The sequence below is a fragment of the Yersinia enterocolitica genome, assembly GCA_002082245.2.
GTDB classification, from domain to species: Bacteria; Pseudomonadota; Gammaproteobacteria; order Enterobacterales; family Enterobacteriaceae; genus Yersinia; species Yersinia enterocolitica_E.
Genome location: NBTC02000002.1, coordinates 1,943,765 through 1,964,651, shown reverse-complemented (window position 1 = coordinate 1,964,651; position 20,887 = coordinate 1,943,765). Strand labels below are relative to the sequence as shown.

The window sequence follows — 20,887 nt, the reverse complement described above, 5'->3', positions numbered from 1 at the left end:
GCTCCATTATCTGTTAATTGTCTTTATGCAGTCTATTGGGGTTAGGGAACCTGAAAAGATGTCGGCCAGCAAAGCTGGGCTATCTCAGGTAACTGACTTCAACACATAATCCCAATTGGTGGATTTAGCTGTCATGTTTCAAACATATTCGGACTGATATTCTGTATTGTCGGTGTTGAACAATACATTTAAGAGTAAAGTTAAATGTATTTAAAATCAATTGGTTAGATATTTATTTTTATTAAAAGTAAACCTGAAGAGTCTTAACTCCACCTTAATTAGACTAAATCATTAAATTTTTAGCTCTCTCTAGGACACACTCAAATCCTTAATCAACGTGTCATTAGAGGAATAAATACATGCGTTCAACACTTTTAACTTTATCACCTGCCGCTTTGTTATTGTTGGCTTCGGCTGGAACGGCCTTTGCAGCAGAATCTGGGCGTAATGCTATGATAACGATAGAGGCTAGCATCGTAACTGCCACCTGTGATGTATCGGTCACTGACCGATTGAATTTGAATAACCACACAGCAGCCGTTTTCACTGCCGCTAATACTTTTATTGATACGACGGCACAAAATTTTGATGTGAGACTTATGAATTGTGGAAAACCGTCGGCGGAGGATGATAAGGCGAGCTTGCGTATTTCGGGTTCAACACTGAGCGGTGGCAGTAACAATATCTTTAACAGCGATAATAGCTCTAGTGTTGGTGTCATGGTCAAACATGAAGGCACCATCCTACAAAGTGGAGACTCTATTCTTGTTGGGACTGCGGGTAGCACGCCAGCACCTGGAGATTTTGAAAAATCGATTTCTTTAAGTGCCGCGTTAGCTACCACTAATATATCAGCCATCGAAAATACAACGATTAGTGCACCAATTACATTTAGTTTTGTTTATAACTAACCATTTCTGATGGCAGGTGATGATAACTCCCTGCCATCAGGCAAGAGGAGTTTGAGTAATGAAATTTTTATTTCGCACGCTGTCTTTGATATTTGTTGGTTTGACTGCCACTCAAACCGTTCAGGCTGGCGGATTTGGTATTAGTGCCACTCGGCTGATTTACCCACAGGGAGCGTCGAGTGTTTCACTGACTTTGCGCAATACGCAACCAGATGCTCCTTATTTGGTACAGACCACAGTCAGCGCTTCTATTGATGGGAAAGGAGTCGCCCCTTTTTTGGTCACTCCTCCGTTATTTCGCCTCGAACCAAATAGTAGCAACCAAATTCGGATTTCTGCTAATGGTGTGGCTTTGCCCAGTGATCGTGAATCGGTTTTCTATATTAATGCTCGGGCTATACCCAGTAGTGTTGCAGGAACAGGAGAAGATCAGCAACAAAGCGTGGGTGGTGAAGTAAAACTGGGCGTTGCGAACGTCATCAAGTTATTTTATCGCCCTGCTGGATTAGCCCCGACTGTCGCCAATGCCCATAAGAATCTACAATTTACCCTAGTGAAAGAGGGATTACAGGTTAATAACGCCTCACCCTATTTTATTAACTTTTCTGGCATCAGTTTTGCCGGAGAGGCGCTATCTTTGGCGCGCGCCGAAGCCAGTATGATTGCCCCTTTCAGCAGCCATATCTTCCCGACCAAAGTTAAACAAGGGGAGATCCGCTGGCGGGTGATCAACGATCTTGGAGGTATCGATGCCTTTACTAAAGTGGTGCCGTAATGCGGGTTCTGCGAGCTTTTTCATCTGTGTAGTCGCTCTGCCGGTGCAAGCTGCTGAAATAGTGGATTTCCGTGCCACCATTGTTCCTGGAACTTGCGAAATTAAGCTAGATCAAGAGTTTTTGGATTTGGGGAGCGTCCAAACAAGCTCGTTGTTATCGGGAGCCGTGGCTGCATCCAATACTTTCTCTCTGAAAGTACAAAATTGTAGCGGGACGGCACCTGGTAGCAAAAAACCTGTCATCCAGGTCACTGGCAATGGTGATGGCAGTGGCAGCAAATGGCTGTTTCGTGACGCTGACTCAGACGCTCAAGGGGTTGGTGTGCTGCTAACTCAAAACATGAATACCGTTCGCCATGCTGACAAGCTGCAATTTCAAGGAATAGTCCCGCCAGCCACTGGTGCCGCTATGGCATTTTCCGCAGGGGTATCCTGTATTGATTCGGGGGGCTGTAATCCAACCACCGGTAAACTCATTGCTCGAGTTACCTTCAATTTTCTTTACGATTAAGAGCGCATTATGATTCGAGCCCTTCGTTTCCGAGACTTGCAACTTATCAGTGGCTTACTCCTTAGCCTCTGGGGAAATAGCGTTTTTGCTGCTGATGGCGGAATAAGCCTTGGACAAACGCGGGTCGTATTTAATGAAACTGATCGGGCGCGCACTGTTCTGGTTAAGAATGATGGCGATAAAACTTATTTAATTCAGTCTCTGGTTCAACTGGGCCCAGATAATAAGCAAGCAACACCATTTATCGTGACACCACCCTTATTTCGGCTGGAGCCTAATAGTCGTAATTTGCTGCGTATTATACGTCAGAATGAAGGAACATTATCGCAGCAACATGAATCGGTGTTTTATTTATCTGTTCTGGCGATTCCTGCTCAAGCCTCCGAGCTGACAGAGCAGGCCCAGTTATCAATGGGAATTCGTTTTTTGATTAAGCTGTTCTATCGCCCCGATGGGTTGAATATGACCCCGGAAGACGCTTACTGCAAATTACAATTTACCCAAGTCGCTGAGGGTATCCGTGTAGAAAATCCTACACCCTATTTTTTAACGCTGGGGCAATTGAATATTAATCATCGCGCCGTTAGTTTCGAGCAGTACCCGGCAATGATTGCCCCTCACAGTAATCAAATTTATCCAGCTATTTCACCGTTGGCAATGGCTGACTGGCGAGTGATTACCGATTACGGGATCCTCTCGCCGAAATGCGAATATTCACCGCCATAATTTCTGGAGAGTAAATGAAAAGTTTCTGGACTCGCCTGTCATTAATAATGATTGGGAGCTTACTGATGCTGAACAGTTTATCGGTGAGCGCAAATCAGGCTGAACTTAAAGGTATTTCCTTTTATGTGATGCGGGTTATTTACCCGGAAAAAGCCAGTCAGGGTGTTGCATTAACCGTCTATAACAAAAGTGATCAGCCTTTTTTAATGCAATCTTGGATTCGGAGTATGGATCCTCAAACTGGCGGCGTTGCACCGCAGGGCAAAGTCGTTACTCCGATGCCCTTTATTGTCACTCCGCCGCTGCAACGACTGGAGCCTAATAGTGATTTGACCTTGCGTATTCGGCGTACCGGAGGGGAGTTAGCACAGGATCGGGAGTCAGTATTTTATATTGCTACCAAGGCTATCCCATCTACACCTGCGAATATGGCGCAAAACGGCGGTCAATTAACGTTAGCTGTTGTCAGTAATCTTAAACTATTTTACCGCCCGTCCAGCCTGCCGGACAGTGGGGTGGCAGGTGCTGCCTCACAATTACGCTTCCATCTGGAAGGTAATACGCTGGTTGCTGAAAACCCAACGCCGTTTTGGTTGACATTTTCTCGGTTAAAAGTTGGTAACTATTTGTTTGATAATGCGGCTATGCGCCTGATGGTTCCACCAAAAGGGCAGCAACGCTATAACTTGCCTGCGGGTACAAAGGGGCCAGTTGAGTGGCAATTGCTTGATGAGACAGCGTGGAATACGCCATTAGAACAACAAAAATCACTTACTGGCTCATCTCGATATTGATATCCAGTTTACCGACAAACTTATTTTAACTGCTGGTTAATCATATGTTTTTAATTCCAATTTTGTGTATTGGCAAAACAGATAAACCAGGTTGAGCTAAATATCATGAAACGACACGTTAATGGGATAAAAATATCACCTATATTTACGGGTGCGATATTACTTACGTCTGTTCTGCCCGCTTGGGGCCGGGATTATTTTGATGCCGGGCTACTAATGCTTGATCAAGAGCAGTCTGAAAAAGTGGATTTGACTCAGTTTGAGACTACCGATCAGGTGCCTGAAGGGGCCTATCTGGTGACGGTATTTGTTAATCAGATTGAGCGCGGCGAGCAAACAATCACTTTCCAAAAAGGCTCGCGGAATAAGGTTGAGCCACTCCTCACGCCAGCGTTACTGAATGAGTTAGGCGTGAATACTAGTGCACTGCCGACATTCTCAAATTTACCACTGGATAAGCCAGTGGAGGATTTGCCTGCCCTGATTCCTCATGCACAGGTGCAATTTTCGTTGGCCAAGTTGCGGCTGGATATCAGTATCCCCCAAGTCGCAATGCAGCCAAATAGCAGCAGTCAGGTTGATCCCTCATTGTGGAATCAAGGTATTCCGGCATTTTTGCTGAATTATAACTTGAACGGCAGCCGCAGCCGACGTTCTTCCCAATCAGACTTGGGAACATCAGAGCAAACAAGCCTCTTTGCCAACTTACGGGCGGGGTTGAACTTTGATGCCTGGCGTTTACGCAGCCTGATTACCCATAGCCGGAATACGACGAATGGTGATAATCGCGCGGGTGAAAGTACGCAGGACACCCAGTTTATCAATAGCTACCTGCAGCGGGATATCCAGCCTTGGCATTCTGAAATATTGGCAGGTGAAAGCAGCAGTGGCGGGGATGTTTTTGACAGCATTCCGTTCCGTGGCGTCAAACTTAACTCAACCGAAGAGATGTTGCCCAACAATCTGCGTGGCTTTGCTCCGGTTATCTCTGGTATTGCGCAAAGCAATGCGAGGGTAACCGTGAGGCAGAATGGCAACATTGTGTATCAAACCTATGTTGCACCAGGCCCGTTTACGCTAAATGACTTGGGGCAGAGTGGTTCTTCAGGTGATTTGACGGTAACGATAACTGAAGCTGATGGTTCCGTTCGCACCCAGACTGTCGCCTATTCAACACTGCCGGTAATGTTACGTCCTGGTGCATTTAAGTATGAACTGACCAGTGGGAAATATAATGGCAGCACCACTGTTGGTTCTCAGGAGTCAACCTTTGGACTCGGCACTTTGGTTTATGGCTTGCCCTATAATCTCACGCTGTATGGTGGTGGACTGGTCGCGGATGATTACTTCTCAAGCGTGGTGGGGAGCGGGCTGTCTTTAGGGAACTTTGGCGCATTGTCTGCGGATGTCACTCAGTCGAACGCTAAGCTGAAGGACGTGGATGACCGGCAAAAAGGGGAGTCATATCGGTTGCGCTATGCCAAAAATATTGCCAGTACCGGCACATCAATTGATGTCGCGACTATGCGCTACTCGACCCGAAATTATTACAGTTTTTCCGATGTTAACAACAATGGCTACCAATTACGCGACGATCAGTTGCCCTGGTCACAAGACCGTAAGCGCAATAGTTACCAGTTACGTTTGTCTCAGAATATGGGGGATTTAGGATCGCTATATATCTCTGGGATGCGGGATAACTATTGGGACAACAGTAAGGTCAATAACAACCTTACTGCGGGCTATAGCAACAGCTACCACGGGGTGACTTACGGCATGAATTACAGTATTGACCGCATTAAAGGGGACAATAGCTGGCCGGAGAACAGACAGTTATCCATGAACGTTCAAGTACCATTAAGTTTGTTGAGCGGTTCATCACTTGCTAACCGTAGCTTCGCCAGTTATCAGATGACAAATAACAACCAAGGTAGTGTTCAGAATCAGGCGGGTATTAACGGAACATCAATGGATGACCGTCTTTCTTACAATGTGACACAAGGCTGGTCTAACGACGGCAGCAGTGACATGGGGTCGGTGAATACTGGTTACCGTGGCAGCAAGGGCATGGCGAGTATGGGATATAGCTATGGTAGTGGCTACCGCGCGGTGAATATGAATGCCAGCGGCGGGGTGGTGGCACATGCCGACGGAGTCACATTGAGTCAACCTTTGGGCGATACCGTTGCATTAGTCAGTGCACCAGGCGCCAGAGGAAGTAAGGTGATGAGCGGCAATAATCAGGTGGACAGTCGTGGTTATGCGGTGGTGCCTTATCTCTCAAACTACCAGCGCAATAATATTAGCCTGGATCCGGCAACCCTACCTGAAGGGGTTGACATAACGCAGTCAAGCCAAAATCTCTACCCAACTAAAGGTGCAGTGGTTAAGGCTAACTTTGCAACACGCGTCGGTTATCAAGTATTGGTTACTTTGAGTAAAAGTGGCGGATTAATACCTTTCGGTGCCGTGGTTGCCGTTGAAGGGAGTGCGGGTGAAGAGCCGAATACCAGCATTGTTGGAGATGCAGGGCAGGTCTATCTCAGCGGGCTACCAGAAAGTGGTCGTCTAAAAGTGAAGTGGGGGGAGGATACTAGCCAGCAATGCAATGTAGCGTTCAATTTGGCGAACACTCCAGCCCCGTCAGCGGCTAATCCGATACGTCATTTGCCATTACGTTGTGAGGTTTAACATGTTGAGCACCGAGAATTCACCCAATAGAGGGGTAAACACCGTGACAAATAAAATAAGCACCACTGGTTTTACGCGGTTACGAATAGGGCTTTGTCTGCTGTCGTTGGGCGTTATTATGCCATTACAGGCAGCTATCATTGAGATTGGTAGTGGTAGCCAACAATGGGCAGGCCCAGCCATTAATCAAAATATTTCCACCAGTTTTGGTGACTACGATATGTATATGACGCTCAATCCAAATTATGGTCTTGTTGCCATCACGGGGGCGGGAATTCCTGAAACCTTGGGTTGCGTTAATAACACCGCCCTAAGTGATGTTGATGGAATTCAAGGGTATAAGATTGCTCAAGGTATTTTTTTGGTACCGCAGGCATCTTTCACTATGATTTATCAGTTAAATGCTGGCTCATCAGAAACCATGAGCGGAACTTTTAGCAATTCGGGAGTCCAGGGGACAGTCTCTGGATCTGGAAATGCTGCTGCAACGCCTGCAAATTCTGCCTGGTGTTTATCACCCCGGGCAATCTCGACACCCTCTTTTTTCGAGGAATCTAGCGTCCGCAGTGGATCAATAACGGGCAATTGGGTCATTATCACCGATGGGACCCAGCAAGATGGAGTATTCCCCATTCCTGAGATGTATTTTAGCAGCAGTGCATTATCGAGTGCTACGAAGGCAAGTATTCTTACTGGCTATCAGGTTAAAGTTTCCACACGGCAATGCTCGATCAATATTAACAAATCGATCAACTTTGGCGAAGTAGAACATAATTCGACTTTGGGGGCTGAATTAGAACTAGTGAAGGATAGTCTGGTGGTGGGATGTACCCAAAATGGCGCTAATCCTGCCGCTAATATTAATATAAAATTTCAGGCTAATTCAGGGCTTTATAATGGTGAGACGACTCGATTATCCCTCAATGAGGGAGGCGGCTATATCACAGGTGAAATAACGGGAGTTACAGGAGCTGGAACATGTAATCTCACGCAAGGTCTGAAGTTTAATGGTGAACCAATGAAATTAGGTTCAATTAATGCGGGTGAATCTAGCGAAGTTTTCTCAAATGAACTCACCTGGCGACTATGTTCCGGTGGCGACACATTACCTGTTGGTAACGTTACCGCCTCGGCAACTGTCGATGTTATTTTCAACTGATAGTCGAATAAGTCTAGTGAACATATATTATTATATTTAATCTACAGTATATAAAAATATTCTAATTTATAGATAAATAAACAAGTAACTGGAGTGGTGGCATGTTGGGATCAGCATGCCGTGTCGTATTCTTGTATGAAAATCCTTCATTGAGGCTAAGAAGTTATTCTCATCGAGACAGTCAGTGACATACTCATTAGAAATTTGAGTATGGAATACCTTAGGTTTAGACGACCTGTATCATTGAATCGGCCTAAAAAACCATTTAGGCCACTCAATTATTATAGAGATAATAGGCGAAATGAAGAGATTCTGAGCTTTAAAATAACAGTAATACAGTCGGATTTTACACTTGAGGAAACTTGATTTAATCAATTAAAACAAAAGGTTAACTCTTAATTTAATTTGATTAAGACTGTGTTTCTTTCTTTTGAAAACAATAAGTATTAAATTTATATCACGTTTTAGATATCGGGAAACTGAGGGACTAACAATGAGCGAAATTATTATGGATAGGAAAGTGAGACGACGTTTTTTATGTAAAGATGTTAACGCTGGCACCAGAGGTAAACTGGCTTTAGGTATTGTACTTGTTTTTATTGGTGCAATGGGGATGCTATTTGCAATTACTCAATAGTTTAGTCAAAAGCCCTGAGTTGGCAAAATTTCATCAATATTATTTATTTCATATTTTAAGATGGATGTAAGAGTGGCATGTTATGACATCCATCTTTATTACTCCATCGATACACATTGTTTTCCTAAAAATGATATGCATACCATGTTAATTAAAATGGTCAAATTTCCACTATCACTAAGCCATTCTATCCTGCTGTGAACCTATCTCTGCAAATAACCTTCTTCAGTCTCTAAAATTATTATCCAGAATCATAATGTTTTACTTAACCCCCTATGAAATGGATAAATGAGTTTTTAGTTTAGATTGTGGGATTTTAGTATTAAATGTAAATATTTGTTTTTATTTTTAACCTCGTCTATCACATATTAAAAAAAATTAAAATAGGATATATCGTCTTTATAGTGCGACATAATGCCTCACTTTATGATGAATATTTAAACATAATATCATCATTATTTTAAAACAAAATGACTTATCATTAAAAATTGAAAATATTTTCAATATCATTAAATTCTTGTTTTATTTTTTTAATATGTGCTCTATGTTTTAATCGTGGATTGGCCGAGAGGTTTATCCATGCTGAAATCTTAAATTATATTATCTAAATTCTATTAAAGGATATTCCTATGAAAAAGATTAACGTAATTATGTTAGCTGCAACCTCAGTATTATCAGCATGTTCCTTTTATGTATCAGCCGCTACGGTTGATGTATCGAAATTGATGAAGGATACAAGTTACACACAAAATACGTCCATGACCTCCGACTTGATGTTGATTAAGCACGGCGGCCATGGTGGTGGTCATGGAGGGAATGGAAACGGAGGCAACGGTAACGGCGGTAACGGCAACGGTGGTAATGGTAACGGTGGCAATGGTGGTAATGGCGGTAATGGTAACGGTGGTAATGGCAACGGCGGCAATGGAGGTAATGGGGGGAACGGGGGCAATGGTGGTAGTGGTAATGGTGGTAACGGCAATGGGGGGAATGGTAGCGGTGGGAATGGTAACGCGGGCAACGGAAGTATGTAATAACGAATCCCCCCTTATTGGGGGGATATCAATTACGCCTGGGAATTAATAGCCATAGATGAAATATAAATACATTGTTAAACAGGGGTTAAACAAAAGTTAATTTAATTTATATTTTATGTTGATCTAAGCAATTTTGTAATCTATGTTTCATTTTATATATATACGTGACTGATTAAAATGAAAATATTACAGGCACTACCTCAGCATAAGAAGCTAGCTATCATTACTTGGGCTAGGATTTTTGCAATATGTAGTCAGCTTCTATTAAGTGTTATTTTATTTAAAGGGAAATCAAACTACATCTATTCATTTGTATTCCCCATTGCTATTATTTTATTTTTATTGTTACTCAGTATCGTTGTGACATTATACAGGATGAGGCTTCCTTCACCACTAGAAGAAAGAGAACTTGTTGCTCAGATTTGTATTGACTTACTTTTATTTACTCTCTGGGAGGAGTTGAATTTCCATGGAGAAATATTAAGTGTTTCATTTTACCTTCCAAGTGTAGTAATGGCCTTTGCTATTCTATCTAATAAAAACATTGCATTCATAGTGATTTACTCGGCTATTTTATTTTATATTTCATCTAAGTTAACATTATCAAATCATCTCGAAATTACGCATAGACCTAAAAGTATAGAATACTATGCTCCGTGGGTGAGTTTTTTAATGTCCACATTTATTATCATTTTCTTTATAAAAAAGATGAATGACGTGTCAATTGAATACAATAATGATTTAATTCGCTCAAAAGAATATCAAAAACAGTCGGATATAATATTTTCTTTTGGTCTGCAAGCTGCGTCTTCTGCCCACGACATATCAAAACCTATATCAACAGCGGTTCTGGCCTTAGAGGAGATTAAGTTATTTAAACCAGGGGAGCGATCGGGTAAAGAGTTTGATGAGTATTTAAATTTAGCCTTGGAACAAGCAAAAGAGTGTACGAAAAAATTAGCTAATATGTCATTTTCATTAGGATTTAATGAGTTTGAAAATGAAGAAGCTATCAACTTATGTTTATGGCTTGACGGCGTATTTGGTTCATTTAAACTTAAGTGTAATAAAAATATAATTTATAAATTACCCAACACCTGCGTATATATCAAAAATGCTGGCATTCTCCATACTATTATTGTTAATTTACTTGAGAATGCTAATTCGGCTATTCCCAGTGACAATGGTTTCATTCAATGTGGTTGTAAGATAGAAAATGGTAATGTAATTATAAGCATAACTGATAATGGATGTGGTATACCAAATGATTTAATCAACCTCCTAGGAAAACAACCGGTAAAAAGCACAACCTCTGGATATGGTATTGGCTTGATGTTAGCCTTTTCTAATGCAGTCAGAATTGGTGCTAAAATAAAACTATACTCAGATTATACCGGAACAACAGCCACTATTAGGGTGAGATTGTTATGATGGAAAAGATCTTAATTTTGGATGATGATGATGTATTTACTAATACGCTATCAACGATTCTGCTTAGAAAAGGATTCTTTGTTAATATAGCAACCACTGGAGTGCAGGCCGTCAGAATGGCCGAATCTACTCAGCATATGTATATTGTGATAGATCTGCAGTTGAAAGATGACTCTGGGCTAGCATGGGTTTCTGCATTAAGACATCTTAACCCATTATCTAGAATTTTAATTCTGACAAATTACTCTAGCATCACTTCAGCCATCATTGCGTTAAAGAAAGGGGCTGATAATCTTCTGCAAAAGCCAGTGAGTGTGGATAACATTCTATTAAGTCTTCGTAATGAAATACCAACATTAAAAAATGATAAGGGTAGCCCATTTACCTACCCCTCACTAGAACAAATGGAATGGGAGTATATAAATAAAGTTGTGGATGATCATCTTGGTAATATTTCTGCTTCGGCAAGAGCGTTGAATATGCATCGACGAACATTACAACGCAAACTTTTGAAAAAGAATATTCCTAAACCTTCATAGAAATGATTTATGCTGGAGAGGTATATTTCAATGTTTAGTTTACTGGCCGAAACTTACCGTTTTTCTCAATAACTATTTCTGGTTCTGTCGCATTAAGGTGCCGTTCGGTAACATGCTGTTTTTTGAGATGTTACCTGCTCATGTCTCTGATCCGAAACGCTTTCAGCCGCCTGCATTATCCCGTCGATATTATTGCTCAGTGTGTCCGCTGGTATTTGGCTTACTCACTGAGTTTACGCAACCTGGAAGAGATAATGGCAGAGCGTGGTATTGTCGTTGACCATTCAACGCTGCATCGTTGGGTTAAAAGTGGTGCCAACACGGCAGCGCTGACTATACTCAACGCCGACAAACCAGAAGAAGAAATCATTACTGTCAGGCAGAACAAGTATCTGAATAATCTGGTTGAACAAGATCACCTGAATATTAAACGCCGCATACGCCCGATGCTGGGATTCAAATCGTTTCGACGGGCACAGACGATCCTGGCTGGCATCGAACTGATACATATGATACGCAAAGGACAATATCAACCTCCGAAAAATGAGGGATTGTCACCAGCAGAACAATTTTATCTGTTGGCTGCCTAAAAAAACGGCAGCCCAACCTTTGCTGACTGGCCTACGCTAATGCGACAGAACCATAAAAATGCTGCCTATCAATTCCTTAAACGGGTGTTAAAATCCTATCCTGTTGAAAGACAGCAGAAAATACTCAATACCGATAAACATTCGTCATACGGTTACGCTATTACTCGTTTGATGAAAGAAGGAAAGCTACGGGATGATGAGAAGCAGCGGCAAGTCAAATACCTGAATAATCGTATCAAGTCTGACCATGTCCCCATCAAAAAATTGGTAAAAGCGGCCGAGGGGTTCAAACGGCCAAATCGAACCTGGTCAACGCTTCAGGGATTTGAAACATTGCGACGACTGAATAAAGGTCAATTTGATATTTGGCTACGCGGTGACGAACCTGAATGTCGAGTGCGGGAAAGATCCGCCTTTATGAATCGGCTCTTTAACATTGAGACGGTTTTAGCCTAATGATTCCACCCATCAATGAGTAAAATCACCGACTCTCATTATTTGCAACAAGCCCATTTAGATGGGGTAACCATACTGGTTAAAGGAAATGTGAGCAATCAACACTACTCGGCTGTAAGAGTTTATATGGGTTATGGGTACCGACGAAAAACCCAAAAATATCAGCTATCGCGTTGATGTTGATAGTAAAATAACTGAACCAATGATATGTAAAAAATTAAATAAAATTGTAAGTTATCTCTTTTCAAGAGTATCAAATTATGCGATCTTAATAATTCAGTTCCAACTTTTTTTTAACTTATTTTTACCATATCAATATACAAATACAAGGAAGGTTAGTCACTATGCAAATTCCAATGGTAGCTCTCATTCTCGGGGTTATAACCCTATCCGGGTGTGCTACGCCTAAACAATGGGAAGCAACTGGAGGTGGAAAGTCTGATGGGATCGTTCAGATTTCTTATGAACAAGGCCAGTTTGAAAACGGACAAAGTTCAGACTCCCAAGGTTTAACAGTAGCCACAGAGCGTTGCAAATTTTGGGGATATAAGAGTGCATTGAAGTCGGGTACTGAGAAATCTATTTGCAAGACTATGGGGAAGTACAATTGTTTGCAAACGACAGTAACTCAGGATTATATCTGCGAGAAATGACTTTAGAATTCACTTAATCTTTTGTGAGCTCCTGCTAAAGGGGCTCAACTGTTTGTCAGCCTCCATTAAGGCTCTGTCGCATTAGCGTAAGAAGTTAGCAAAAGTGGCACTGCGAGTTGTTTAGGCCGCCAACAGATAAAATTGTTCTGCAGGTGGCAATCCCTCACTTTGCGGATGTTGATATTGCCCTTTACGTATCATGTGGATTAATTCGATGCCCGCCGGAACGATGTGAATCCCAGCATCATGCGTATCCGACGTTTGATATTTCGGTTATCCTCGGCGATGGTTAGCAGTTGTCCCAATTGGCCCGGGCAATCCCAACCTTGGCCTTTGCAGTACAAAAAATCATCTTAACGAATGGAAGGGACTTCCCCTGGATATGCGCCTGATTAACTCTTATGCAATCATGGGGTAAACATAGCCCCGGAGGGATTCGTTATGACCATCACTACTGTCGGTATCGATCTTGCTAAAAATGTGTTTGCTGTTCACTGCGTTGACCAACACGGTAAAACTGTTCTGGTTAAACCCAAAGTACCGCGTGCTGCGCTTCCTGAGCTGATTGCCAGTTTACCTCCCTGTGTTATCGGGATGGAGGCATGCTCTGGGGCTCACTACTGGGCAAGGTTGTTTCGGCAGTATGGTCATGAACCGCGCCTGATGGCAGCTAAATTTGTATCGCCTTACCGTATGGCAGGTAAATCAGGGAAAAATGATGCTGCTGATGCTCAGGCTATCTGTGAAGCTGTTCGTCGTCCGCATATGCGGTTCGTACCAGTGAAAGACGAAAGCCAGCAGGCCATGCAGTGTTTACATCGTACCCGGCAAGGTTTTATCGAAGAGAAAACAGCAACATATAATCGCCTGCGAGGGTTGATCTCTGAATTCGGCGTCATCGCTCCACAAAGTACAGATGCCCTGCGCCACATGGTATCTGAACAGAAGAAATCTTTGCCGCTTCAGGTTCAGCAATGTGTTGATGACCTGCTGAAACACATTGATCGCATTGAAAATAACGTTACTGAATATGACCGGATCCTGTCCCGCATGGCAAAAGCGGATCACCGCAGCCAACGACTGATGGAACTGAAAGGGATTGGCCCCACAACAGCCTGTGCTCTGGTCGCCAGTATCGGTAATGCACACGATTTTAAAAATGGACGACAACTGGCAGCTTGGCTGGGACTAACGCCATCGCAATATAGTAGCGGCGGAAAATCAAAGCTTGGCAGGATAACGAAGGCGGGCGATTCGTATCTACGAACGCTGTTGGTCCAGGGCGCTCGTTCAGTTCTGATTGGCGCCGAGAAAAAGACAGACTCATTCAGTCGTTGGGTTTGCTCGCTAGTTGAGCGCAGAGGATACTGGCGTGCCGTTGTGGCCATAGCGGCTAAAAATGCAAGACTGTGCTGGGCATCACTACATTATGGTGATGATTTCAGGTTGTACTCAGTGAGCTAAAGCACGAAACTGATTAACCATCTTAACTGCAACTCGTTGATGATAAAGGGTTAGACCCCGTGAGATATATCTGACTATTGTACAGGATATACGTATCCGTTAAACGAACAAGAATCTCACGAGCGTCTTTCATCAGGGTCCGAATCGATTACGATTCCTCATGACCGTTTATAGTACCGCAGTCTCTCCCCTTTAATTTTAATGACGAGCAGACAGGAACCGAAAAAACCGGTGTTGACATGCCGGGGAAGCCCTTATAGTACAATATTTTCCGTTTCCCAAACGGAGTCCATAATGAGGAGCAAAGGCTGGGATATAAAATGTGGGAGAAGACTTGAATAACAATAAACATATAAAAACCACTACTTACATATGGAAATACTTTTCATCCAAGCGCTCTAAATAAACCATTGAATATGATTCAGCGATGTGAGTATTTACTGCTAATTAAAAATTAATAATTGTCTGAAGTTTATATATTCATTAACGAGTTACAGTAAAAGTCAGACTTTCGCACCACAAATTAGCTCATTAAATGCACTATTAGTGCTTCTTTTATGAGCTTTAATGTGTAGAATGCCGCTCTCCAGAAGGATTTTAGTCAATGTGTTAACCAAGGAAAGCCATTCACCTCATATTTCAGATACCCTTATGTTTAAGACTATAACCCCCGTTATGATTGCGATTGTCTCTTTATTTACATTTCCCACGCTTGCCGAACCCTCAGGGAAATTGGTGAGCTCATCATCCTTACAAAATGCGTCAATCCAGTCTGCGTCTGGGCGTCATGAGACGCAAAAACTCAAAAAAATCCTGACCCATTATGATGAGTGGGAAGGTGTCAGTTACAAGCTTGGCGGGAATACACGTAAAGGTATCGATTGTTCTGCTTATATGCAGCGCATTTTTGAAGATGAGTTTTCCCTGAGTTTGCCAAGAAGTGCCCAGGAACAAATGAAACAAGGCTCTCGGATCACCAAGGAAGCTTTAGATACAGGCGATCTGGTTTTTTTCAAAACCTCACGACAAACACGACATGTGGGTGTTTACATCGGGGAGGGCAAATTTATCCATGCCTCGAGCAGCGTGGGTGTGACCATCTCAAAGCTTGATAATAAATACTGGGGAGCGCGGTATGAGCAAGCACGGCGTATTAATCATACGGAAGCATAAACTCACTATACCACTACAATCATAGCTCTTACCCATTGCCGCCAGTTCCTGGCGCATTCCCGAGCACTGTGCGGACGACAGATTTTGACATGTTGCATCAATTGCAGCATCAAAAGCTTTATCCTTCGCATCAAGGTCACTTACCAGATTCTCAGTCTGAGTTTTCTTCTCACCTTCCAGATACGGCAGTGACCATTTCGCATCCTGACGTTGTTTCTCGTTAGTCGCATTCAGCGCATTATTTTCCACTAAAAATATATTTTGAATCAACGAGCTAGATCTTTAGATAGTAAAAGAACCAGTAGGCACATCCAACACCAACCCCCACTAAACTAGTCTTCAATACTTTATGAAAGTTATCATTCAAATATCCTAGCATCTGATCACCATCACCATCACCAATCCAATACCCAAGCACTTGAAAAATAAAACTTACAAAAAAAAGCATTAAAGAGAAAGCAACGCATAAATACAACAGTACCAGTAGTGATTTTTTACTTATTAACATTGCTATTCTCCTTATTTTTTATTGAGTTTTGTAATGCATCTATCGCCGGTGCTTTTCTTAATCACTTCAGCCAGATACGGGGCTGAGGCGCCTGCTAGCGTTTTCGTCATATCGCCACCTGCCAGGCCCTGTATGGCCGCTGTTGCCGCCTGAAGACCTTGTTGCAGTGCACTGCCGGTGCCGTATTTTTGCATTTCGGCTTTGTATTCTTTTGTCTCACGCAAGGCTTCCGCATCGCCTTTCAACTCAGGATGGCGTTTCAAAGCTTCCTCAAGCCCGAGGATATCTCCCTGCGTCCGCGCAATATCCATTGCCTGACCGCCAATTTCGCCAATCAGTTGCGCTTCTTTCAGGCGATTCTGCTCTTTCTCTTTATCAAAGATCGGATTGATGCTGCCATTGGCATTGTCGGTGTCGCGGCTCAGGTCATCGACATTCTGCTGTTGTTTATCGGTGTCACGAATAGTGATGGTAATGTTCTCTTTCGCCCGCAGATTAATGTCGTTATCGGCCACCACATGACTGCTGATGACCGCGATATTGTTGCCGCTGACATCAATGCTGCCTGCCGATAGCATGGAGCCGACCGTCAGTGTCTGACTCAAGCTATCTTCGGTGCGCGTGGTGGTGCTGGAGGCCAAGGTGATCTCCTGCGGGTAGTCAACAGCGGCAAGATTTAGGCGCGGATTGGGTACGGCAGAGCGGCGAACTGGTGATTGGTGGCGACTGGCTTACCGAGTCCGGGATCACCGATGTTGAGCAACGGGAGATTACCGCTGCGCCCGGTGTTATTCGGTTGCAGCGGCGGGGAGTTGGAGTGTTTAGGTCTTAAAGGCAGTAACCCCGGCTTTGGCCGGTGTAATAGGTCTAAGATTATTGCCCAAAATATTTCCATGCTAGTGCATGCTTTTTTGATTCAACATGCAGATAACTTTCAATTTCTTGCCAAACTGACTCATTTTCATCAGATGCTGTAATTAACGATTCAACAAGCCCAGTTGCAACAGCAGTAGCTAGCTCATCATTATCAGACCGCATACCTGTTTCGATGTGCTGGAACAAGGTTGATTTCTCCAACTGGCTTAATGAACCTAGCTGGTTTACCAGTGCTTTACCCACTAGTGAAAACAGCAAGATCGTAGGCGGAGGTTCTGGCAACCAATATTCGATACATCTGTTTACTTCATTTTTTATATACTCTGATGTTTGAGCAAAAACACTCAGATAATCATCAATACATTTATCCATTATTACTTACCCTTAAGAGCATTTTGCATGTCTTTCAGAACGTTTTCTGCCGCAGCTTTATCACTTGAAGAAGCTTGAGGATTCTTATTTAGCCAATCTTGCAATGCCTTGGAATATGTTTGAGCCTTTTCAACGTGCCCTCTACCACCAACTTTTTCTCCAGTAGCTAATTCGTAGCGAACAGCATCCGCTGTACTTCCACTGCCAACTTTGGCATTCGGTCGGTATAAGTCATCAATTAAGTTTTTAAGATTTTCATCTTTAACATTTGGTTTTTCCATCGATGCACGTAATGAGTCCACATATTCTTCATGCTGCCCCCTACTTTTAGGGTCTGATGAAGAGTTACTATTTCGTCCTGCTTCCTCATCCTCTGGCCCCCACCCTCCCGGTGTTCCTGAACCCGCCCCACCAATCTCTTTCTTCTGTTCATCCGTCAGATCCTTGCCGATATTCGGATTCTGGCTACCGTTAGAGTCTGATTGGTTCTGCGCTGCAACCACCGCCAACAGCACACAGCTTGCATTTTTCAGACAGGCCGCGTCTAACCCTTCCTTCACTTTCTTGGTCAGCGCCAGCGCGGCTTGCTCGTTAGCTCCGCCTTTGCCTGCTTCGGCCATCGCGGCGGCGTTCAGCGTTTCTTGCGCCATCATCTGCGATATGAGGCCAAGACTGGTCATATTGTTGCTGAGTTCGTTCTTACCTGCCTGCGCACCGGATACCGCGCCAGCAGTATCACCACCGGCCAAGCCACCAGCCAGACCCGCCGCCAAGCTACCCAGTGCAACCAGCGTTTGCTTCTGCTCTTCGCTCAGTTGGCTGACCGGGATATCACCGTACAGTGATTTCTTGATGTTTTCACCGATCAGCGCCGAGGTTGCCGCACCCGCAGCTCCCGCCAGACCGCTGTTACCACTGGCCTGCGCCACCACTGCGCCCAGAACCGCATGAGCCATGACTCGACTGGCTTCATCCGGCGCGTACTGTTTTATGATTTCCGCCAGATACGGCGCTGCAGCACCACTCAGCGCCTGCGCCATATTCCCACCCGCCAAGCCTTGCACCGCCGCCGTAGCAGCTTGGATGCCTTGCTGCAATGCGCTGCCAGTGCCGTATTGGGCTTGTGTGGTTTTATAGGCGGAAGTGCTGGTTAGCAGCTTGTCATACATCGCTCGCTCTTCCGGTGTCGCGTCCTGGCCTGGTGCCTTGATGCCTTTCGCTTCCAGCTCCGCTTTACCGGCGTTTGTCGCCAGGATCTTACCTTGTGTTGCCGCAATGTCTATCGCCTGACTACCAATATCACCAATCAACTGCGCTTCCCGCAGCCGGTTTTGCTCTTTCTCTTTATCAAAGATAGGCGAAAGCGCATTGTTAGCGTGTTCAACATCATGGCTCAGATTATCAACATTTTGCTGTTGCTTATCCTTGTCACGCACCGTGATAGTGCCATCGGAGACTGCGGCATGGGTGGTGCTGTCGGCGTGGCCTTCATTGTTAGCCCCGACCAGCAAGCCGTTGGCCATATTCCCGGCAAACTGACCGCCGATGCTACCGCCGGTACTGATGCCGACACTTTGATGCTCTACCTTGAAGTCCGCTTTATTACCGATATCACTGAACCCCAGCGTGCCGGTATCCAGACTGTTTTTACTCTTGTCCGCGGTGCTGGCAATCACTGCGCCATCGAGCTGAGTGTGTTCACCCACGGTGATATCAAAGCCGCCAGAGCCTGCAAAAATACCGGTCTGCTCCTGTACCGAGTCATAATTGCTGTGCAGCTTATCTTTACTGATGCTCAGGTTGGCAGAGCCACCGCCGCCGACCACCGCCATGCTGACACCGCCGCTGGTACTGGTCTGCTTCGCATCATAGTTATCGCTGTCTTGCTGGCTTTGCAGTAACAGGTCACGGCCGACATCCACTTTGACAGTTTCACCGCTGGCTTGCGCACCTATCAGCGAAGTATCACGCCCGCTGCTGAGCGACAGTGTGCCGCCTGTGTCAATCTGCGTTTCAGTCCAGAAGGTGCCGTCGCCGCGCTCATTGCCCTGACCCTTGTTGGCATTGGCAAAGATGCTCAGGCCACCGCCAGCGCTACCGAACCCCAGACTGACCCCCACACTGCCACCGCTGCTGCTGTTGCTGCCGTCGGTTTTCTGCGTGTTGGCGGCACCGAGCAACAGCACATCACGCGCCGCATCCAGGGTGGTATCGCCACCGGCTTTGAGCTGGCTGCCTTGCACCACAATATCGCCGCTGTTCGCCGGGTTCCCCTCACCGGTGGCCGTCACGCTCAGGTTGTTGCCCGCCGTCAGGGTCGAGCCTGTCACACTGGTCTGTTCCTGATGTTGCTGCGAGGCCGATTTTTGTGAGCCTAATGAGGCACTGACGCCGAACATGCTGGCAGTATCGCCCCCTTGCGCCTGTACCAACTGACCGGCTTGCACCGCCTGCGCACCACTGAGTGCCGCTTTAACCCCTTGCAACGCAGACAGTCGGCCATTGCTCTCTTCGCGGGCATCTTTGGCGGTGGTGACCGCGGTATTGAGGGCGCTGCCAACCGCGCCAGACAGTGCCAGTGTCAGGCCGCTACTTTTTTGCTCAACGGTATGGGTCTGGCTGCTTTGATTCTCCGCCGCCAAAATAGCGACGTTTTTACCGGTCAGACTGATGTCTTTACCGGCTAACACCTCAGAGCCTTGCACCGTCAGGCCTTCACCGGCGGTCATGCTGACATTGCCCACCGTGCTGCCGACAGTAGAAATCGATTGACCGGTATCGATCATTTTGGTGCTGTTGCTGCCCACGGTGACACCAATCCCGCCAGTACTCATCAGGCCGGATTTTTTCTGCTCGAACAGGTGAGATTCACTCTTGCTTTTCCGCGTAGTACCGCATGAACATCACCTTTACCCCCGAACCGATCCCTGAACTGACACTGGCAGTCGGCACGTTGGCCGCATTGGGATTTACCACTGGTACCCCGTTGCAACTGACACGCCAGCATCACACGCTCTGGATCACTGTCGTCACTGCCGAAGCCACCTAGGAAGTGCTGTGCGAAGCCAGCCAAGACCGGCAGGATTTAGGGGCGGATTGGGTGTTGGATAACGGCGAGCTGATTATCGGCGGCGACTGGCTGACCGAGTCCGGCATTGCCAGCGCTGAACAGCTGGAGGTGACCGCTGCACCTGGTGTACTTCGGTTGCAACGGCGGGAAGAAGGAGTTTTTAGGGCTTAAAAGTAAAGTTCCCGGCCAGTATGGTATGACTGGGAACTTTTCAATTTTTTATTGTGAAAGAGATATAGATGTTGTCGCCCTTTAATTTGTTTAAATGCTCTTTAGCATAATTGCAGCTATCAGAAGAATCGACCAAATTGCAGTACCAGTCCGCATAAAAATTCTTCATCTTATTATCTTCATGCTGATAAACGTCTCCCCCAAGTACAATCCACTTAGCTTCAACAAATAGCTCCAAAGCCTGATTTGTTACAGACATCGGCAGGACTGCATCATTAAGTCCGTTATCTAGGAGGCTTTTTCCACAACGTGCGTACAACTCTAATATTTTATTTATCATTTT

19 protein-coding genes and 4 pseudogenes are annotated in these 20,887 nt (G+C 44.9%); 16 read left to right on the top strand and 7 right to left on the bottom strand.

The window, feature by feature from the left end; translation table 11 throughout:
* Positions 1 to 359: 359 nt before the first annotated feature.
* The 13 genes and pseudogenes from A6J66_010445 (at position 360) to A6J66_010385 (ending at position 12,910) form a co-directional block, all read left to right on the top strand.
* Positions 360 to 911 carry a type 1 fimbrial protein gene (locus A6J66_010445; protein ID PNM24563.1) on the top strand — a complete coding sequence of 184 codons (552 nt, stop codon included), beginning with the start codon at positions 360 to 362 and terminating at the stop codon, positions 909 to 911.
* A gap of 58 nt (positions 912 to 969) precedes the next feature.
* Positions 970 to 1,686 carry a molecular chaperone gene (locus tag A6J66_010440; GenBank protein PNM24562.1) on the top strand — a complete coding sequence of 239 codons (717 nt, stop codon included), beginning with the start codon at positions 970 to 972 and terminating at the stop codon, positions 1,684 to 1,686.
* Positions 1,661 to 2,197, top strand: a complete 537-nt coding sequence (locus A6J66_010435; protein ID PNM24561.1) for a type 1 fimbrial protein — start codon at positions 1,661 to 1,663, stop codon at positions 2,195 to 2,197. Before A6J66_010440 ends, A6J66_010435 begins: the two co-directional genes overlap by 26 nt.
* A gap of 9 nt (positions 2,198 to 2,206) precedes the next feature.
* Complete coding sequence (locus tag A6J66_010430) at positions 2,207 to 2,923, top strand: molecular chaperone (GenBank protein ID PNM24560.1); 717 nt, start codon at positions 2,207 to 2,209, stop codon at positions 2,921 to 2,923.
* A gap of 14 nt (positions 2,924 to 2,937) precedes the next feature.
* Complete coding sequence (locus A6J66_010425) at positions 2,938 to 3,717, top strand: molecular chaperone (protein ID PNM24559.1); 780 nt, start codon at positions 2,938 to 2,940, stop codon at positions 3,715 to 3,717.
* Between the two features lie 105 nt (positions 3,718 to 3,822).
* On the top strand, positions 3,823 to 6,408 hold the full coding sequence (locus tag A6J66_010420; protein PNM24558.1) for a fimbrial biogenesis outer membrane usher protein: 2,586 nt from the start codon (positions 3,823 to 3,825) through the stop codon (positions 6,406 to 6,408).
* A 118-nt stretch (positions 6,409 to 6,526) separates the two neighbouring features.
* Positions 6,527 to 7,567, top strand: coding sequence for an adhesin (locus tag A6J66_010415; protein ID PNM24557.1), 1,041 nt, complete (start codon positions 6,527 to 6,529; stop codon positions 7,565 to 7,567).
* Positions 7,568 to 9,001: 1,434 nt separating this feature from the next.
* A pseudogene (locus A6J66_010410) lies at positions 9,002 to 9,232 on the top strand (cell wall anchor protein).
* Between the two features lie 186 nt (positions 9,233 to 9,418).
* Positions 9,419 to 10,672: a sensor histidine kinase gene (locus tag A6J66_010405; protein PNM24556.1), complete on the top strand. Its 1,254-nt coding sequence runs from the start codon at positions 9,419 to 9,421 to the stop codon at positions 10,670 to 10,672.
* Positions 10,669 to 11,211: a two-component system response regulator gene (locus tag A6J66_010400; protein ID PNM24555.1), complete on the top strand. Its 543-nt coding sequence runs from the start codon at positions 10,669 to 10,671 to the stop codon at positions 11,209 to 11,211. Before A6J66_010405 ends, A6J66_010400 begins: the two co-directional genes overlap by 4 nt.
* A gap of 140 nt (positions 11,212 to 11,351) precedes the next feature.
* On the top strand, positions 11,352 to 11,801 hold the full coding sequence (locus A6J66_010395) for a DDE domain-containing protein (protein PNM24554.1): 450 nt from the start codon (positions 11,352 to 11,354) through the stop codon (positions 11,799 to 11,801).
* Positions 11,802 to 11,843: 42 nt separating this feature from the next.
* Positions 11,844 to 12,257, top strand: a pseudogene (locus tag A6J66_010390) (IS6 family transposase).
* A 344-nt stretch (positions 12,258 to 12,601) separates the two neighbouring features.
* The gene (locus A6J66_010385) at positions 12,602 to 12,910 is read left to right on the top strand and encodes a hypothetical protein (protein ID PNM24553.1); all 309 of its coding nucleotides are present in this window, start codon (positions 12,602 to 12,604) and stop codon (positions 12,908 to 12,910) included.
* Between the two features lie 120 nt (positions 12,911 to 13,030).
* On the opposite strand, the pseudogene A6J66_010380 reads toward A6J66_010385, so the two are convergent.
* Positions 13,031 to 13,197: pseudogene (locus tag A6J66_010380) on the bottom strand (IS6 family transposase).
* 154 nt (positions 13,198 to 13,351) lie between these two features.
* Between A6J66_010380 and A6J66_010375 the strand changes: the two are divergent.
* Entirely contained in the window at positions 13,352 to 14,374 is a 1,023-nt protein-coding gene (locus A6J66_010375; protein PNM24552.1) for an IS110 family transposase, read from the top strand.
* 148 nt (positions 14,375 to 14,522) lie between these two features.
* Here the strand turns inward: A6J66_010375 and A6J66_010370 are convergent, their stop codons facing one another.
* A complete protein-coding gene (locus A6J66_010370; protein PNM24551.1) occupies positions 14,523 to 14,726 on the bottom strand; it encodes a hypothetical protein in 204 nt (67 codons plus the stop codon).
* A 323-nt stretch (positions 14,727 to 15,049) separates the two neighbouring features.
* Between A6J66_010370 and A6J66_010365 the strand changes: the two genes are divergently transcribed.
* Positions 15,050 to 15,547 carry a hydrolase gene (locus A6J66_010365; GenBank protein PNM26974.1) on the top strand — a complete coding sequence of 166 codons (498 nt, stop codon included), beginning with the start codon at positions 15,050 to 15,052 and terminating at the stop codon, positions 15,545 to 15,547.
* Positions 15,548 to 15,821: 274 nt separating this feature from the next.
* Here the strand turns inward: A6J66_010365 and A6J66_010360 are convergent, their stop codons facing one another.
* The 4 genes and pseudogenes from A6J66_010360 to A6J66_010345 all read right to left on the bottom strand — a co-directional run bounded on the left by A6J66_010360 (position 15,822) and on the right by A6J66_010345 (position 20,137).
* Positions 15,822 to 16,055, bottom strand: coding sequence for a hypothetical protein (locus A6J66_010360; protein ID PNM24550.1), 234 nt, complete (start codon positions 16,053 to 16,055; stop codon positions 15,822 to 15,824).
* A gap of 41 nt (positions 16,056 to 16,096) precedes the next feature.
* Positions 16,097 to 16,642, bottom strand: a pseudogene (locus A6J66_010355) (hypothetical protein).
* Between the two features lie 286 nt (positions 16,643 to 16,928).
* Positions 16,929 to 17,303 carry a hypothetical protein gene (locus tag A6J66_010350; protein PNM24549.1) on the bottom strand — a complete coding sequence of 125 codons (375 nt, stop codon included), beginning with the start codon at positions 17,301 to 17,303 and terminating at the stop codon, positions 16,929 to 16,931.
* 2 nt (positions 17,304 to 17,305) lie between these two features.
* A complete protein-coding gene (locus A6J66_010345; protein ID PNM24548.1) occupies positions 17,306 to 20,137 on the bottom strand; it encodes a hypothetical protein in 2,832 nt (943 codons plus the stop codon).
* A 218-nt stretch (positions 20,138 to 20,355) separates the two neighbouring features.
* Between A6J66_010345 and A6J66_010340 the strand changes: the two genes are divergently transcribed.
* The gene (locus A6J66_010340) at positions 20,356 to 20,544 is read left to right on the top strand and encodes a hypothetical protein (GenBank protein ID PNM24547.1); all 189 of its coding nucleotides are present in this window, start codon (positions 20,356 to 20,358) and stop codon (positions 20,542 to 20,544) included.
* A gap of 40 nt (positions 20,545 to 20,584) precedes the next feature.
* Here the strand turns inward: A6J66_010340 and A6J66_010335 are convergent, their stop codons facing one another.
* Positions 20,585 to 20,884 (bottom strand): hypothetical protein, encoded by a 300-nt coding sequence (locus A6J66_010335; GenBank protein PNM24546.1) that lies wholly within the window; start codon positions 20,882 to 20,884, stop codon positions 20,585 to 20,587.
* Positions 20,885 to 20,887: the final 3 nt, after the last annotated feature.

What these genes read in the sequence shown, in the direction of transcription:
- A6J66_010445 (PNM24563.1), top strand. Translation starts at nt 360, where the DNA reads ATGCGTTCAACACTTTTAACTTTATCACCTGCCGCTTTGTTATTGTTG.
- A6J66_010440 (PNM24562.1), top strand. Translation starts at nt 970, where the DNA reads ATGAAATTTTTATTTCGCACGCTGTCTTTGATATTTGTTGGTTTGACT.
- A6J66_010435 (PNM24561.1), top strand. Translation starts at nt 1,661, where the DNA reads ATGCCTTTACTAAAGTGGTGCCGTAATGCGGGTTCTGCGAGCTTTTTC.
- A6J66_010430 (PNM24560.1), top strand. Translation starts at nt 2,207, where the DNA reads ATGATTCGAGCCCTTCGTTTCCGAGACTTGCAACTTATCAGTGGCTTA.
- A6J66_010425 (PNM24559.1), top strand. Translation starts at nt 2,938, where the DNA reads ATGAAAAGTTTCTGGACTCGCCTGTCATTAATAATGATTGGGAGCTTA.
- A6J66_010420 (PNM24558.1), top strand. Translation starts at nt 3,823, where the DNA reads ATGAAACGACACGTTAATGGGATAAAAATATCACCTATATTTACGGGT.
- A6J66_010415 (PNM24557.1), top strand. Translation starts at nt 6,527, where the DNA reads ATGCCATTACAGGCAGCTATCATTGAGATTGGTAGTGGTAGCCAACAA.
- A6J66_010405 (PNM24556.1), top strand. Translation starts at nt 9,419, where the DNA reads ATGAAAATATTACAGGCACTACCTCAGCATAAGAAGCTAGCTATCATT.
- A6J66_010400 (PNM24555.1), top strand. Translation starts at nt 10,669, where the DNA reads ATGATGGAAAAGATCTTAATTTTGGATGATGATGATGTATTTACTAAT.
- A6J66_010395 (PNM24554.1), top strand. Translation starts at nt 11,352, where the DNA reads ATGTCTCTGATCCGAAACGCTTTCAGCCGCCTGCATTATCCCGTCGAT.
- A6J66_010385 (PNM24553.1), top strand. Translation starts at nt 12,602, where the DNA reads ATGCAAATTCCAATGGTAGCTCTCATTCTCGGGGTTATAACCCTATCC.
- A6J66_010375 (PNM24552.1), top strand. Translation starts at nt 13,352, where the DNA reads ATGACCATCACTACTGTCGGTATCGATCTTGCTAAAAATGTGTTTGCT.
- A6J66_010370 (PNM24551.1), bottom strand. Translation starts at nt 14,726, where the DNA reads ATGTTTATTGTTATTCAAGTCTTCTCCCACATTTTATATCCCAGCCTT.
- A6J66_010365 (PNM26974.1), top strand. Translation starts at nt 15,050, where the DNA reads ATGATTGCGATTGTCTCTTTATTTACATTTCCCACGCTTGCCGAACCC.
- A6J66_010360 (PNM24550.1), bottom strand. Translation starts at nt 16,055, where the DNA reads ATGTTAATAAGTAAAAAATCACTACTGGTACTGTTGTATTTATGCGTT.
- A6J66_010350 (PNM24549.1), bottom strand. Translation starts at nt 17,303, where the DNA reads ATGGATAAATGTATTGATGATTATCTGAGTGTTTTTGCTCAAACATCA.
- A6J66_010345 (PNM24548.1), bottom strand. Translation starts at nt 20,137, where the DNA reads ATGAGTACTGGCGGGATTGGTGTCACCGTGGGCAGCAACAGCACCAAA.
- A6J66_010335 (PNM24546.1), bottom strand. Translation starts at nt 20,884, where the DNA reads ATGATAAATAAAATATTAGAGTTGTACGCACGTTGTGGAAAAAGCCTC.